15 protein-coding genes are annotated in these 15,534 nt (G+C 46.3%); 4 read left to right on the top strand and 11 right to left on the bottom strand.

The genetic code is table 11. The features are described from left to right. The first annotated feature begins 124 nt into the window (after window positions 1-124). Window positions 125-757, top strand: coding sequence for a GNAT family N-acetyltransferase (locus G9G57_RS08715; protein ID WP_016822378.1), 633 nt, complete (start codon window positions 125-127; stop codon window positions 755-757). A 13-nt stretch (window positions 758-770) separates the two neighbouring features. On the opposite strand, the gene G9G57_RS08710 is transcribed toward G9G57_RS08715, so the two are convergent. The 4 genes from G9G57_RS08710 to G9G57_RS08695 all read right to left on the bottom strand — a co-directional run bounded on the left by G9G57_RS08710 (window position 771) and on the right by G9G57_RS08695 (window position 3,587). Further along, complete coding sequence (locus G9G57_RS08710) at window positions 771-1,469, bottom strand: 5'-methylthioadenosine/adenosylhomocysteine nucleosidase (RefSeq protein ID WP_016822379.1); 699 nt, start codon at window positions 1,467-1,469, stop codon at window positions 771-773. Window positions 1,470-1,582: 113 nt separating this feature from the next. Continuing rightward, window positions 1,583-2,590 (bottom strand): catabolite control protein A, encoded by a 1,008-nt coding sequence (gene ccpA, locus G9G57_RS08705; protein ID WP_013371881.1) that lies wholly within the window; start codon window positions 2,588-2,590, stop codon window positions 1,583-1,585. Window positions 2,591-2,697: 107 nt separating this feature from the next. After that, window positions 2,698-3,039, bottom strand: coding sequence for a bacillithiol system redox-active protein YtxJ (gene ytxJ, locus G9G57_RS08700; RefSeq protein ID WP_016822380.1), 342 nt, complete (start codon window positions 3,037-3,039; stop codon window positions 2,698-2,700). A gap of 101 nt (window positions 3,040-3,140) precedes the next feature. Beyond that, window positions 3,141-3,587 carry a hypothetical protein gene (locus G9G57_RS08695; protein ID WP_016822381.1) on the bottom strand — a complete coding sequence of 149 codons (447 nt, stop codon included), beginning with the start codon at window positions 3,585-3,587 and terminating at the stop codon, window positions 3,141-3,143. Between the two features lie 337 nt (window positions 3,588-3,924). On the opposite strand from G9G57_RS08695, the gene G9G57_RS08690 reads away from it, so the two are divergent. Beyond that, window positions 3,925-4,461 carry a type 1 glutamine amidotransferase domain-containing protein gene (locus G9G57_RS08690; RefSeq protein ID WP_164964842.1) on the top strand — a complete coding sequence of 179 codons (537 nt, stop codon included), beginning with the start codon at window positions 3,925-3,927 and terminating at the stop codon, window positions 4,459-4,461. Window positions 4,462-4,600: 139 nt separating this feature from the next. Here the strand turns inward: G9G57_RS08690 and ptsP are convergent, their stop codons facing one another. The 4 genes from ptsP to aroA form a co-directional block, all read right to left on the bottom strand. After that, a complete protein-coding gene (ptsP, locus tag G9G57_RS08685) occupies window positions 4,601-6,346 on the bottom strand; it encodes a phosphoenolpyruvate--protein phosphotransferase (protein ID WP_019687966.1) in 1,746 nt (581 codons plus the stop codon). Next, entirely contained in the window at window positions 6,343-8,226 is a 1,884-nt protein-coding gene (locus tag G9G57_RS08680) for a glucose PTS transporter subunit IIA (RefSeq protein ID WP_013371886.1), read from the bottom strand. Before G9G57_RS08680 ends, ptsP begins: the two co-directional genes overlap by 4 nt. A gap of 303 nt (window positions 8,227-8,529) precedes the next feature. Further along, window positions 8,530-8,964 (bottom strand): CoA-binding protein, encoded by a 435-nt coding sequence (locus tag G9G57_RS08675; protein ID WP_019687968.1) that lies wholly within the window; start codon window positions 8,962-8,964, stop codon window positions 8,530-8,532. Window positions 8,965-8,997: 33 nt separating this feature from the next. Then, entirely contained in the window at window positions 8,998-10,290 is a 1,293-nt protein-coding gene (aroA, locus tag G9G57_RS08670) for a 3-phosphoshikimate 1-carboxyvinyltransferase (RefSeq protein WP_044785281.1), read from the bottom strand. Window positions 10,291-10,558: 268 nt separating this feature from the next. Here aroA and G9G57_RS08665 point away from each other — a divergent pair, with 268 nt between their 5' ends. Further along, the gene (locus G9G57_RS08665) at window positions 10,559-10,864 is read left to right on the top strand and encodes a rhodanese-like domain-containing protein (RefSeq protein WP_013371889.1); all 306 of its coding nucleotides are present in this window, start codon (window positions 10,559-10,561) and stop codon (window positions 10,862-10,864) included. 245 nt (window positions 10,865-11,109) lie between these two features. Here G9G57_RS08665 and gndA read toward each other — a convergent pair whose 3' ends face one another. Both gndA and G9G57_RS08655 read right to left on the bottom strand, forming a co-directional pair. Next, window positions 11,110-12,516 (bottom strand): NADP-dependent phosphogluconate dehydrogenase, encoded by a 1,407-nt coding sequence (gene gndA / locus G9G57_RS08660; protein ID WP_013371891.1) that lies wholly within the window; start codon window positions 12,514-12,516, stop codon window positions 11,110-11,112. Between the two features lie 173 nt (window positions 12,517-12,689). Beyond that, complete coding sequence (locus G9G57_RS08655; protein ID WP_016822387.1) at window positions 12,690-13,289, bottom strand: hypothetical protein; 600 nt, start codon at window positions 13,287-13,289, stop codon at window positions 12,690-12,692. 279 nt (window positions 13,290-13,568) lie between these two features. On the opposite strand from G9G57_RS08655, the gene G9G57_RS08645 reads away from it, so the two are divergent. After that, on the top strand, window positions 13,569-14,201 hold the full coding sequence (locus G9G57_RS08645; RefSeq protein WP_016822389.1) for a YktB family protein: 633 nt from the start codon (window positions 13,569-13,571) through the stop codon (window positions 14,199-14,201). 43 nt (window positions 14,202-14,244) lie between these two features. On the opposite strand, the gene G9G57_RS08640 is transcribed toward G9G57_RS08645, so the two are convergent. After that, window positions 14,245-15,531 (bottom strand): MFS transporter, encoded by a 1,287-nt coding sequence (locus tag G9G57_RS08640; protein ID WP_044785282.1) that lies wholly within the window; start codon window positions 15,529-15,531, stop codon window positions 14,245-14,247. Window positions 15,532-15,534 lie beyond the last annotated feature (3 nt).

Below are 15,534 nucleotides of genomic sequence, written 5' to 3'. Positions count from 1 at the left end.
AATTCGTGTCTAAATCAGTATATCATAGGTGAGGATGTGACGACCATCCTTTTCATTTATTTGTTTTTTTGTTATAAGTAGGGGATATGAAGAGGTACTGATGGCAAACAAGGAGGTCGCACCCATGCAGCATTTAAAATTGTACCACTTGGACACACTGGATCATAACGGACAAACCATCCATGTAGAAGGACCGGTATCCGCTGATCGATTGCGTTCATTTCAAATGCATACGCAATTGGACGCCTTTCGTAAACCAAAGGAGCAGTTCGACGCGCTGGTGGAAATTTCAGAATTGCCTGAAGGCAGAATCATCATTGCCCATGATGGAGAAACCCTTCTGGGATATGTCACTTTTCACTATCCAGACGAGATGGAACGCTGGTCGGAAGCTGGCATGAAGGATTTACTGGAACTCGGAGCTGTCGAGGTAGCCGATGACTATCGCGGACTGGGCCTGGGTAGCCGAATGATTCGGATTGCCTTTGAAGACGGACAGCTCGAATCCTATATTATTTTTACAACCGAATATTACTGGCACTGGGATTTAAAAGGCAGCGGTCTTTCCGTATGGGAATACCGCCGCATGATGGAACGCCTGATGAAAACCGTAAATATGGTATGGTACGCCACGGATGATCCTGAAATATGCTCACATCCTGCGAACTGTCTGATGGTACGAATGGGAGATGATGTGCCCCTCGAATCACGAGAACAGTTTGACCGTATCCGGTTTGTTCGAAGATTCATGTATTAAAAATATTACACTCTTATCCCAAATGCTTGAGCATGAACTCCACAATACGGTGCGAACGATGTGAGGCTTCTACCGTAAACTCAGCATAATTCACGTGAGCCGATCCATCAGCCTTATCTGACATCGATCGTAGGACAACATAAGGCACAGCGTTCATATGAGCTGTCTGAGCCACTGCGGCGCCTTCCATCTCGGTACAAGCACCGTCCATTTCTTGATGTAATGCTGTTACTATCTCACGATTTGCAACAAATTGATCGCCGGAAAGTACTTTCCCGACAATGTATCGATCGCCAAACGATTTGCAGGCTTGTTCAGCCAGGCGGACAAGCTCGGGATCAGCCGCGAACTCTGAGGTGTCTTGATAAGGAATGACCCCTCTGGCATATCCCAAAGGCGTTACATCCATGTCATGCTGCATACATGTTGATGAGATGACAATGTCCCCAATGTTTAAATCCGGGTGTACCGCCCCTGCCACTCCCGTGAATATAATTTGTTCGACGCCAAAATGATCAATCAAGATTTGTGTTGTTACCGCAGCATTGACTTTACCTACACCGGACTTGCAGACGACTACCCTTTGCCCGTGAATCATTCCGGTAGTGTATGTGATTCCCGTCTTGGTCGTCTTGCTTGCTTCCGTCATTGCCGAGAGCAGCAATTCAATTTCTTCATCCATCGCACCCATTAATCCATATAGTCGGCTCATTACGCATCCCTCGTTTCTTAGTTTGATGATGATGTCACAAGAAGCTATGTATCTACGAAAAAAGCTCCGTCAAAGGAGCTTTCATCGAAGGTGTATCCTATTCGGCACTGTGCCTAGTCTAAATAATTAACTGATAACCGCAAAATAGTCTCGTGCGGCAAAATAACGCGAGAGTTCTCCACGTTTTCCTTCTTCATCAGCTTGGTCAGCAAACGCATGGCTACCGCACCCAAATCGTACATTGGTTGTGCGACGGTTGTCAGCTGAGGACGAACCATGGAGGCCATACGAATGTTGTCAACACTGATTACCGAAAAATCATCAGGGACTTTCAATCCCTCATCCTGAATACTATGAATCGCACCAATTGCCATTTCATCCGTAGCGGCAAAAATAGCACTTGGTTTCTTCTTCAGACCGAGGAAGTATTTCATGGCTTCAACACCGGATTCATAGCGGTAGTTCCCGATTCTCACGAGATCCTCCTGATAATCAATTCCAGCTGTTTCCAATGCTCTCTTGTAACCTTGGAAACGTGCATAGCCGTTTGCAGGGTCTTGAAGCGTACCACTGATCATTGCGATTTGACGGTGTCCATGGCGGATCAACGTGTTAACTGCATCAAAAGCAGCGGCTTCATGGTCAATATCAACTGAAGGATAGCTACCTTTTTCATCACTCGTTGCACATAGAACAATAGGAACTGCAGCTGTATGGAAGGCCTGAATATGCTCGTCCGTTACTGTGCCGCCCATGAACAGCAGTCCATCCACTTGCTTTTCAAGTAATGTGTTGATAACGCGGATCTCTTTTTCTTTACGCTTGTCGGCATTACATAAAATGATGTTATAGTGATACATATTTGCAATATCCTCAATACCGCGTGCAATTTCTGCAAAAATTGAGTTCGATATATCCGGAATAACCACGCCAACAGTCGTTGTCTTCTTGCTGGCCAGACCTCTAGCTACCGCATTCGGGCGATATCCCAATTGTTCAATCGCTTCGTACACCTTCTTGCGGGTCTGAGGTTTTACATTAGGATTATTGTTAACTACGCGGGACACCGTGGCCATTGAGACACCAGCTTCGCGAGCTACATCATAGATCGTTACCGTCACATTCCTTCTCTCCATTGCCAATAAATTTTCAACCGAATCCTAGATCAACTAATTAGAACCATGATACGACAAAATACTACTTTATGCAACGACAGCACTCATTCTATCTATGTGAGATGATCGTGAAGCGCACGGGCTGTAATATTCGAATGGGATGTATGCCAGACAGCCTCCCCGTCCTTGATTAAAATGGCCTGCGGCGATTCATGTTTCACCTGAAGCTTGTCCGCAGCCGCATTGGACACCGGCCGATCTTCTACTACATAAATGATACCGTATTCAATATTTTCGTCGGGAGCACCTTCCAAATAAGACTCCACTTCCTGATATGCACCTGCACTTATCGGACAACGTGTACTGTGCTTAAAGAGGAGTAACGGCTTGTCTGATGACGCTTCCAGAGCCGTATTTAATTGTTGAATAGTAGTCATTTTCGTCATCGTCGCCATTGGATATACATTCCTTTCTGTGTCTTGTCGTATGGCCTATTCTCATCGTAACAAAAAGAACATGTAAAATCCAATGGTGACCATGAAAATTTTCATATTTTTTAGTTTTTCGTATTCGTAAACACCGATTTACTGGTAAAACCGGATAATTGAACCAATCTTTTCTCTACATCATTCATCCAATCTTCATCTCCTAGGCTTCTCGCATAGCGATAAAGATCCAGTAAGAGATTAATTCGAAGCTCCATTCGCTCCTCCAAAGCGGATTGCCAATCCACATTGGGATTATCCGCTTCCTCCAGTACAAGCTTACGAATAATTTCTGCCAGTTCATTGTTGCGTGCAAAAGATATTCGCCGGGGTGCAGGTTTGCTCCCTAGACTTTGTAATAGTTCCTTAATGTCCTTCGTCACATGCTGCAAAACCTCACTGGAAAAGCATGACGGACATGAGAATACAGGGACATGCAAAATTTCAACCTTACTCGCATATATTACCTTTCGCAATTCCAGCCCCATCGGTTCACCACATTGGCATTGCTTATGCATTTTACCACCTCATTACGTAGGATCAAACTTATATGAGGATCTCATCAGAATCCAGATATATCTATTTACTAGTCTATAAAATATTTGTTAACTCAATAAAATCTATCATACCTTTTTTTATTTCGACTTTGGGGCCTCAAATCCTTCCACAGATTGCAGCAATGAACAAATTACCAAAGCTTTGGGGGTCAAAAAATGACGACGATTGTTGTTAAAGAGCGACTCCTAACCCGAGAATCTGCGGAGGAATGGACTTCGGGCGTACTTTTTCTTAAGATGTAAAAGTACAGATTACAAAACAAAGGTGTCATCATGTGACGCACGAAAGGATGGTTGGATGTCAAGACTTACCGGAAAAAAGGTAATTGCCCTGGTAGATGAGGAATTCGAGGATCTGGAATTATGGTACCCGGTGTATCGCGTTCGTGAAGAAGGCGCGGAAGTACATTTAGCCGGTGCTGAAAAGGGTAAAAAGTATATTGGAAAATACGGCGTACCTGCTGAAGCAGAATATGCCTTTGAAGAACTGAATAGCAGCGATTATGACGGAATTCTCGTTCCTGGCGGATGGGCGCCCGATAAACTGCGCCGCTATCCCAAGGTCATTCAACTCGTACAGGAATTTCATGCCGCACATAAACCCATCGGACAAATCTGCCATGCAGGCTGGGTACTGATTTCTGCAAAAATATTGGATGGTGTTACGGTCACCTCCACACCAGGTATTCGTGATGATATGGAAAATGCAGGAGCCATCTGGAAGGATGAAGCTGTGGTGACAGACGGACATATTGTATCCGCTCGTCGACCGCCTGATCTTCCCCCTTACGGAAAAGCGTTCTGCGATGTATTAGCTAATAACGCTCAGAAATAAGATATCCAGTCCGCACATTCAGGACTTGAGTAACCCTTATCTATAGCTATATCGAAAAAGCACCTTCAAAACCACTTTATTCATGGTTTTGAAGGTGCTTTTTTGTACGAGCCTAGCTAAGCTTTCAGATTTTAAAGCATTACTGCCGCCCAGGTCCGGCCGGGGTGCAGCTGATATTAGCTGCAGTCAGCTTGTCTTCGATCGCTGCACCAGTAGACATGCCAAAGCAAGCACGAGCAACTGTCATCGCCTCAGATGCGGTCGTATTCAGCACACGATGCTTGACCCGCAATAAAGATTGGGGGGACATACTGAGCTGATGTATTCCTAGTTCCAGCCAAAGTGGAACGGATCGTTCATCTCCAGCCATCTCACCGCAGACACTCACATCAATTCCGGCTTGATGTGCCGCCTGTGCAGTCATGCGCAGCATTCGAAGTACAGCCGGGTGGTATGGATGGTACATATGCGCAATCTGCTCATTCATACGGTCCACAGCCAGCACATACTGAACTAGATCATTTGTTCCGATACTAAAAAAATCGGTTTCAGCTGCTAATAGATCCGCGATCATCGCCGCAGCCGGAACCTCAATCATAATTCCTCGCTGTATTTTGGGATTATAGGCAAGCCCTCTTGCATCCAGATCCGCCATAGCCTCCTTCAAAAGAACATCTGCCTGACGGACTTCCTCCACGGATGAGATCATCGGGTACATGACCTTGATATTCCCCGTTGCACTGGCTCGCAAAATTGCAGTCAATTGAGTTTTAAACATTTCCTTCCAATCTAAACTAATCCGTATAGCACGATAACCTAGAAAAGGATTTTCTTCCTCTGGGAGTTCAAGATAATCCAACGGCTTGTCGCCGCCGATATCCAATGTACGGATGACTACGGAGTGATTGCCTGCCTTTTCCGCTATTAGCCGATATACTTCATACTGTTCCTCTTCATCAGGAGCAGATTTGCGATCCATATATAAAAATTCCGTGCGGAACAGCCCCACACCTTGAGCTCCATGCTTCAAAGCGGCCTCCAGCTCTTTAACGGAGCTAATATTGGCCGCCAGCCTCAGCGTGGTTCCATCCTTGGTCACAGCTTCTACCGAAGCGAGTACCTGAAGCTGCTCTTTTCTGCGTCGCTGCTCGTCACGCAAAACGATATAGTGGTCTGTTACTGATTTTTCCGGATTTACATACACCCTGCCCAGATCTCCGTCCACAACCATCATATCTCCGGTTTGAACGGGCAAATTCAAATTGCTCTCCAATCCTGAAACGAGTGGGATACCAAGCGCACGGGCCATAATCGCGGAATGCGATGTTTTACCACCATTCATAGTCACAATCCCCAACACGTAGCTGGGATTCAGGTGTGCCGATTGGGATGGCGAAAGCTCCTTGGCTACCAGAATATAGGGCTGTGTGTCGTTGGGAAGAGTCACTTCCGGTGCGCCCAGCAAATGCTTGAGCAGTCGGTTCCCCACATCCTTAATGTCGATTGCCCGCTCCTTCATATATTCATCATCCAGCAAATCAAACATGGTCACAAAATGATCAATAGCTTCCTTCACAGCCACCTCGGCCGCCTTATACTGACGCTGAATAATTCCGCTAATTTCATTCATGAATTCCGGATCTTCCAATATCGCAAGATGAGCATCAAAAATGCTGGATTCCTCCGGTCCCACCATCTCTCGAAACTCATCCTTAATAAACTGGATTTCACTTTTGGATGTACGTATCCCTTCATACAATCGTTCAAATTCCTTCGCTAGATCTACCGTATCCATTTTTTGATCTGGTAAATCCCATTCCCAGCTCGGCAGGACAAATGCCTTCCCGATGGCCACACCTGCTGCGGCGCCGATGCCTTCTATCATGTTTCTACCCCTCCAACATTCCTGTCATGCAGCACAACGGACATTACCGAGGCCTGACCTTTTTTCACTGTTTTAAACGGAGCAAAGCTCCACGACTTGACGCGATCCGGATTCGTGATGACCATAGGAGTCACCAGCGATGGAGCTTGCTCTCGTAGCGCCTGCAAATCAAATTTGATCAGCAATTGCCCCGGTTCCACCGTATCGCCTGCTTCTACCATAGCAGTAAAATTCCCTTTTAGCTGTGAAGTATCAATCCCGATGTGAAGCAGAACCTCAAGTCCTTCTCGTGTGGAGATGCCTAAAGCGTGCATGGTCGGATACAAATGCATCACAGTACCATACACCGGAGACACAAGTTCACCGCGTTCAGGAACAAAAGCAACACCGTCCCCAACCAGCTTCGTTGCAAAAATTTTGTCAGGCACTTCATGAATCGGTAGCATTTTTCCATGTACAGGAGCATTGAACAAAATTTGAGGAAGATCACGTTCCATCAACTTCGCAATTTCCTCACGGATCAGTTCTGAATATGTTCCAAATACGACTTGTAAATTACCCCCGCCCAGATTAATAAGCCCGGCCGATCCCAAAGCCTTCATTGCTCCGGTATCAATCAGCCTGTCATTGTGAACGGTCAGCCGTAAACGGGTAATGCAGGCCTCTACCTGCACAATATTCTCCTTCCCACCGAGTGCTTCCAAAATAAGTGGAGCACTGTAAGGAATATTACCGGCCCAATCCTCCAGAACCGAGCCTTCCTCACGGCCAGGAGTTGGAATCCGGAACCGACGGATCGCCCATCGAAACAGTACATAATACACAAGCCCATATGCCACTCCAACTGGAATTAGTAACCAGGCGTTATGTGACAGGTGGAAATTAAGGACATAATCTATAAAACCCGCCGAATATGAAAAGCCATGATGAATGTCCAGCTCAAAGGTAAGCCACATGGCCAGACCGGACATAACCGCATGAACGAGGAACAAATAAGGAGCAGCAAACAAAAAGGCAAACTCAATCTGTTCCGACACTCCGGTAAAAAAGCAGACCAATGCGGCCGTCAGAAACGTTTTCTGCACCTTTGGCTTCAAATCTTCACGAGCTTCCTGAATGATCGCTAACGCAATCGCAGGGATCGCAAACATCATAATGGGAAACAACCCAGACATGAAATAGCCCGCTGTCGGATCGCCAGCAAAAAACCGGGGCAAATCCCCCTGCACAACGTTGCCAGACGGCGTTTTATATGTACCCAGTTGAAACCAAAATATATTATTAAGCAGATGATGAAGACCAAAAGCTGCCAATAATCGGTATAGAATACCGTAAATAAGCAGTCCAAAACCGCCCAAGCTCGATTCCAGGCCTACTATAAATTCCAGGCCTCGCTGGATCAGCGGAGCAATAATCAACATAAGCCCTGCAAATACAGCAGAGAACAGGCCAATAAGCAGCAGAACAAATCGGGTTCCCCCAAAAAACTGAAGCACTTCGGGCAACTTAATGCTTTTGAAGCGATTATAAGCCAAGCCTGAAATAATCCCCAAAATGATACCAATGAGCGTCGCTGGCTGAATGAGTCCGTTTCCAAATCTCAATGTGACCTGATCATATATAGCCATACCAGCTAATGCAGCCAGTCCCGCCTGACCTGCTTGATTCGACATGCCCAGTGCAACACCCACCGCAAACAAATACGGCAAAAAATAAAAAATCCCGTGTCCCGCCGCATTTGCCATATCAGACACCATAGGAAATCCCCACGTGGCCCAAGGAAGGCTGCCGAGACTTAGCAATATTGCAGCTGCTGGTAGCACCATCGTCGGGAGCATGACAGCACGACCAAGCTGTTGTAAGGATCCGAGCCAATTCATGGCATTCCTCTCCCTTCTATCCCTGATGGTAAGCCGAATAAATACTTTTGTCAAAGCAATGGTTCCGTCAGCCAAAAATATTTATTTACGCTTTTACAGGTCATATAACTTATTACTCAGCGATAACCCTATGAATTTAACTAGACCCTATCATATTCCAAGCATACATACATACATTATATGGATTCCTGAAAGTATAATATACTGTATCATAGTTCTGATTTCACACCAAAAACCTTCAACCCTATGAAATAAGGGAAGAAGGTTTTTTTCATGCTCATATAGCATGATTCAGCGATGTGATTATCCTTTACGTACAGCTTGGGTCACTGAATCCTCCACCTTAATGCAACGATCCATAATAACCGTCATTCCATGCTCCTGCGCAATGTCAGCGGCTTCCTGGCTTATAATTCCCTGTTGCAGCCACAATATCTTAGCTCCAATAGCAGCTGCTTCACGCGCAACCTCTGCGCAGTATTCGCTACGCCGGAATACATTAACCAATTCAACGGGCTCTGGTACTTCAGCAAGACTGGCATAGCAAGTCTCTCCAAGAATCGTTTGTCCTGCGGCCGCAGGGTTTACCGGAATAATCCGGTATCCCCGCTGTTGCATAGCATAAGAAACCATGTATGAGGTGCGGTCTGATTTATCAGACAAACCAACAACCGCAATATTGCCTACTTGTTCCAAAATATTCTTAATCTCTTCTCTGGACGGATTTTCAAAAGCCATTTTTTCTCCTCCTGTCTGCATCTTAACTTACCTTTATTTTACCCATTCTACAGAAGCACCAAGCGTCGTCAGATGGTCGAAATACTGTGGATACGATTTGGCGACATGATGCGCATCCTTGATCACTAGCGGCTTCTGCGCACGCAAACCTACAACCGTCAATGCCATAATGACACGGTGATCAAAATGCGCGTTGATTTCCACACCACCTTCGACACCCTCCGGTCTACCATGCACAATGATTTCCGCTTGACGTTCTTCCACCCGAGCTCCAGCCTTGCTCAATTCATTCAAATAATCGGTAATACGGTCACATTCCTTATACCGTAGATTTTCCACGTTATAGAAACGGGACGTACCTTCGGCAAATACAGCCGCAGCTACCATGGCAAGCACAGCGTCTGTCGCAGCATCACCGTCAAACTCGATGGCTTTCAATCGACCGTTCCCCTTTACGACAACGGTATCGTTCTCATGTGTCAGTGGCACTTCCATCATACGCAGCACGTCTACAATAGCACGTTCTCCCTGTTTGCTCTGTTCTTTAAGACGATGGATGGTTACATCGGAATTCGTTACTGCAGCCGCCGCCAGCACCGCAGCACTCCCTGGATAATCCCCCTGTACAGTATACGTACGTGGCTGATAAGATTGCCGACCCGGTACGCGGAAAGACATGTAGTCATCACTTGCATGAATGGTAATACCAGCCTCTTGCAATACCTCCAGCGTCTGCCCAATGACCACTTTGGATTTCAAATCATGCAGCACTTCAATTTCACTATCTTTCTCCAAAAGAGGTGTAAGGAACAACAGAGCGCTTAAATACTGTGAGCTAACCGAGCCGGACACCTGGATTTTACCGCCCTTCGCCTGACCACCCTGAATACGTATTGGCAACTTGCCTTCACGATGATCTACTTTAATCCCCAGTTGGCCCAGTGCATCAATTAGATCATCATGGGGTCTTTTCCCCAAGGAGTCGGGATATGTATTCACAAATGTAACATCCGGACATAGGGACGCAATTCCCATCAAAAAACGGAGCACTGCTCCTGCATTGCCCACGTTCAGTTCCTTCACAGCTTGAGGATGGCTACCAAAACCTGTAATCACGATTTTTTCATCATCCTCTTCCAGCACTGCTCCCAGATCGGTGATACAACGACGCATAGCATCACTGTCTTCACTATGAGCTGGATAGTAAATAGTACTTTGCCCATCAGCTAGTGCAGCCGTTAGCAGATAACGAGTAGTGTAGTTTTTGGAGGACAAAGCCCCAATCTCTCCTTGCAGGGAAGGGGTAGGTCTAACGATAACATCCATATTATACATGCTCCTTTTCGATTCAAACCATCCTAGTTTACGTTAATTATACAAGTTGTAACGTTCATTTCTCCACCTAAAAAATAAGGAATATTCATCTAGGTCTGTCGAGGTTTAGCAACCTGGTTGACCAATCTTTATTTGATTTTTAGATTTAGGCTAATTGACAGCTTAGAGATCGCTTCGCTATCATACATAGGGAGTGTGACGTTTCTCACACGTCAACAATACAAATAGTACCCATTTACATTAGAAAAGAGGTCCAGCCATGACGCAAATCGCTCTGATTGAACCTTCTGAGCTTCGCGCACGCCTGCAAGCAGGAGAGCAATTGCAATTGATCGACGTCCGTGAAGCGGAAGAAGTAGCGGAAGGTATGATTGAAGGTGCCAAGCACATTCCGCTCGGACAGATTCCGGGCCGCCTTGAGGAAATTGAACGCACCGGTGAAATCATCTTTATTTGCCGGAGCGGTTATCGCAGTGAACGTGCCTGCGAATATTTGCAGCAGTTAGGTTACGAGGGTTGCACCAATATGACTGGTGGCATGCTGCAATGGTCACAGGAGCAGTAAAACAGCTAGTCTATAAAAGAGGCGGGAATCTTCCGTCTCTTTTATTTAAACTCAAAGCTTAGACGCGGTAAAGCATTAAAATTTTGTGTTTCTATCATACCATAGCGTCAAAAGATTATACAATCCTTTAGCGAATTCAACATTGTATCTAAAATACCAAATCAAAAACGGAAGCTTTTTCTACCCAGAGGGCAAAAAAGCTTCCGTTGTGTTACATACTGCATTCTTACATATTCGTCAGTTCATTAGAACCATTGATGATGGAATACGCCTTCTTTGTCCACGCGCTTGAACGTGTGTGCACCAAAGTAGTCACGTTGCGCTTGCAGCAGGTTTGCTGGCAAACGCTCCGTGCGATAGCTGTCATAGTAAGCAAGCGCGCTGGAGAAGCCAGGCACTGGAATACCTTGAGATACAGCCACGGAAATCACTTGACGCCATGCATCTTGATACGTTTCTACTACATTTTTGAAATAAGAGTCCAGCAATAGGTTTTTCAGAGCAGGATCACGGTCATACGCATCCTTGATGTTTTGCAGGAATTGCGAACGGATAATGCAACCACCGCGGAAGATCATTGCAATTTTTCCGTATTTCAAATCCCAATCATATTCATCGGAAGCTGCACGCATTTGAGCGAAACCTTGAGCATAAGACACAATTTTACTTGCGAACAGGGCTTTACGTACGCTTTCGATAAATTCTTTTTTGTCGCCGCTGAAGGATTCAGCTTTAGGACCGCTCAGCACTTTGCTTGCCGCAATACGCTCATCTTTCATAGCAGACAAGAAACGGGAGAATACGGACTCGGTAATCATAGACAATGGCACACCCAGATCCAGCGCGCTTTGGCTTGTCCATTTACCAGTACCTTTTTGACCTGCAGCATCCAAGATCACATCTACCATAGGCTTGCCTGTTTCAGCATCATACTGGGAGAAGATATCAGCTGTAATTTCGATCAGATAGCTGTCCAGTTCACCTTTATTCCATTCAGTAAAGATTTCATGAAGTTCTTCCGCACTCACATTCAGGACTGATTTCAGCAAGTGATATGCTTCACCAATCAATTGCATGTCGCCGTACTCGATACCATTATGCACCATTTTTACATAGTGACCAGCACCGTCGGGACCGATATATGTACAGCATGGGTCGCCGTCCACTTTTGCAGAGATTGCAGTCAGAATCGGCTCTACCAGTTTGTAGGCACTTTCTTGTCCACCTGGCATAATGGCAGGACCATTCAAGGCACCTTCTTCACCACCGGATACGCCTGTACCAATAAAGCGAAGTCCTTTTTCCTCCAGCTCCTTGCTGCGGCGCTGTGTATCAGGGAAGTAGGCATTGCCTCCGTCTATAATAATGTCGCCCTTGTCCAGATGAGGCACAAGCTGTTCAATCGTGGCATCTGTAGCTTTACCAGCTTGAACCATGATCAGGATTTTACGGGGTGATTCCAGTGAGTTCACAAATTCTTCAATGGAGAAAGTACCCGTCAGTTTCTTACCTTCTGCTTCTTTGATAAGATCGTGCGTTTTTTCTGGAGAGCGGTTAAAAACCGAAACGGTGAAGCCTCTGCTCTCAATATTAAGGGCCAAGTTTTTACCCATTACCGCCAGGCCGATCACACCAATTTGCTGTTTTGCCATCTGGTTCCTCATCCTTTGCAACATATTTTGTATTCTATATCGCCGCTTTACCGCATTACACTTTATGTGAATCGGAACACGTGCACTTCTATTTTAACGTTTTTAGTGTCAGAAGTGAACCCCTGTCTAATCACAGATCAAAACACCCCATTTACATGAGGTGTTCCGATGTACTACGCTTCCATCATCAGCAGTTGGTGAGATAGCGTTTGCAGGCGTTTGTGGCAATTCTCGATTTTAATCGTATCTTCCTCGGTCATGGCTGTGAACAGTTTCTCCAATTCATCGTCCACTTCCATTTTGAGCAGCAGCAGCCGGGTTTCCCCTTCATTGGAAGCGTACATATCTTCCATTTCCTGAGCGGACAGCACGGGTCCTTTCTGATAAATAACACGCTGCTTAAAGCCAGTAACCTCGACCAGACGAATGACCTCGCCGAACAAAATATTTTCTACCAAGATATGATGATCCTTGACTCTTTTGACAATGGCATGACCTCGAGTACTTCCAATTAGCTTCTCCAACCACTCAGCCAGCTTGGCATCGCGGATTACATAATCTCCGGCCAGCTTATAGTGTCCTGTGCGCAGTTGTTGAAAACGGAGCTTCACCAGCTTGCGCCCGGTTCTCACCGACAAAACCAGATACGACTCATCCTCGCTCCAGTACAGCGAATACCCTTCCGATATCAAATCCTTGATCAGATTATGGATATGCCGACGGCTAAACCGGAGCTCTAGATTGCAATATTCTACCTCACAGCCCTTGTTCACGGCATTCCCTCCTTTTTCAAGTCCGATTCAAGAAGTCCGGCTACAGCAAGCCTGCGGCTTTCCCGCTTGATCTTCCCTTGCTCTATTTTATACTTCATTTTATGTAAGGGTACTTGGTTATTTGACCTATTTTTATGAGTAACAGCGCACAATCCTACTTTTGCCTTATGTGCTTGTACCGAGCCTGGTCTAAAGACGGTCAAGCCCGCTGACATTATGCTATAATCGGACATAATACGCCACACGATATGGCTTAGCCTAGTTACAGGAGGAATAGGAATGACATTTAGTGGATTTACTGCAAAGGACTTTGATGTTTTTGAGATACCAGGATTGGAACCTCGCATGGAGGTGCTGATTCAGCAGGTTCGGCCCAAGTTGGAGGCGATTGGTGAGGAGATAGCCCCCTTCCTGACGGACTTATGCGGGGAGCCTATGCACGTTCACGTTGCCAAGCATGCACGACGCAAGGTCAATCCCCCGATCGATACATGGGTAGCCTGGGCGGCAAATAAACGCGGGTATAAGGCGTTGCCGCATTTTGAGGTAGGTATGTTCGCTTCCCATATATTCGTCATATTCGCAGTCATTTATGAAAGTCCGAATAAAATCACATTTGCCCAGGCGCTTGAAACCAACCTGAGCGATGTGCGATCTAACATACCAGGTCACTTTTACTGGTCCATGGATCATATGGCTCCACAAGGTACAGAACAGCAGCAAATGGACACTGAAGAGTTTCAAACCATCATTAACAAGCTGCAGCAGGTGAAAAAAGCCGAGGTCATGTGCGGGCTCCGCATTGATCGTAATGATCCTCTCGCTAGTGACGGAGCTGCGCTACTGCAGACAGTGCGTTCCACTTTTGAGCATTTGCTGCCACTGTACCGGATGTCTTTTCCAAAGGAATAGCTTCAGAATAAATGCAGCCCTGACCCGCTTTTGATAGTACCTTTCAAGCCTTAACAACGATTTTTCTCCGTGGATTGCGCGCCAAAGCCAGATGGCAGCCAAACATGAGCAGCATCACGATCCCACTGATGATAAATGGAGCTGTGTGTCCAGCGCGGTCCCATAGCACTCCTGAAACGAGCGGACCAATAACCATGCCAGAGCCTTGGAGTGTTAAAAAAAAGCCCCATACTGTTGCACGCTCGCTTTCCGGAATCAGTTGGGCAAGAAACGTGTTCCATGCAGGCAAAATGAGCGCATATCCCAAGCCAATGATTGCTACGGATACAAACACAAGTGGGATGGTCTGTACTGTTGAAAAGAAAAATAGCGTGGTCCCGGCAAGCAAAAATCCGATGTGCAAAAAGTACTTGGTTCCAAGGCGATCCACCAGCTTGCCACAAGGGATCAATGCCAGCACAGTCACCCCACCGCCGGCAATCAGAAGCACGCTATACAAGTTCGGTGAAATTCCGAGATCCGTCCGCGCGTACAGCGTTAGCACAGGGCTGATCAAACCGATGACAAAGGACTGCAAAAACAGCGCAGGGTAAATTAACGGATTCACATTAAGCTTGGTTTTGAGCGTGCTGATCGTCTCCTGGATACCACTCAGCACTTGCCGCTTCTGCTTGGACTTCCCATCAGAAGATATGAGAGCGCTCTGTTCGAGGTCACCTTTGCCAGCAGACCTGTTCGTTCCAGGCAGCATAAGAGCAACCAGTAGTAATACAATACTGCATCCTATCAAAATCATGAACACCATACCGTAAGAGTGTCCGTAGTGGGATATGGCGAAGTTCATAACGAGTGGACCCAAGCCCGTTCCGCCCATGGACGCAATTTCCAGTGTTCCCATCGCTGCACCATTATTGTTATTAGGTCCGGACATTTCGGTCGTTCCAGTCATCACACAAGGCCAGAGCGGAGATGTCCCCAGTCCTAGTAACAGACACGCGATGACGAGCCACACAGGTTCCGTCAGTGCGCTTAGCATAATGATCGCTACAAGTGTAAACAACAACGCGGTTGACATCGTGCCACGGTAACCGAGCCGTTCAGCCATCCAGCCCGCCGGTGCCCGGAATGCATTGTCTCCGAAATACTGAAGCGAAAAGGCTAAACCGATAATTCCGGCCGACAGCCCCAACGTTTCTCCCATATATACCGGCAGGATCGATACCAGAAGAGATCCCTTCATAAATTCGACCAGAAACACCAGTATCCATAATTTGGCGAAAAAAGGAGTCCACAGCCGCTGCGAAGCTTTTTTTCGTCTAATTTGCTTCATCTA

This window comes from Paenibacillus sp. EKM211P (genome assembly GCF_011066175.1).
Lineage (GTDB): Bacteria > Bacillota > Bacilli > Paenibacillales > Paenibacillaceae > Paenibacillus > Paenibacillus polymyxa.
This window is presented reverse-complemented; position numbering and strand designations above follow the sequence as displayed.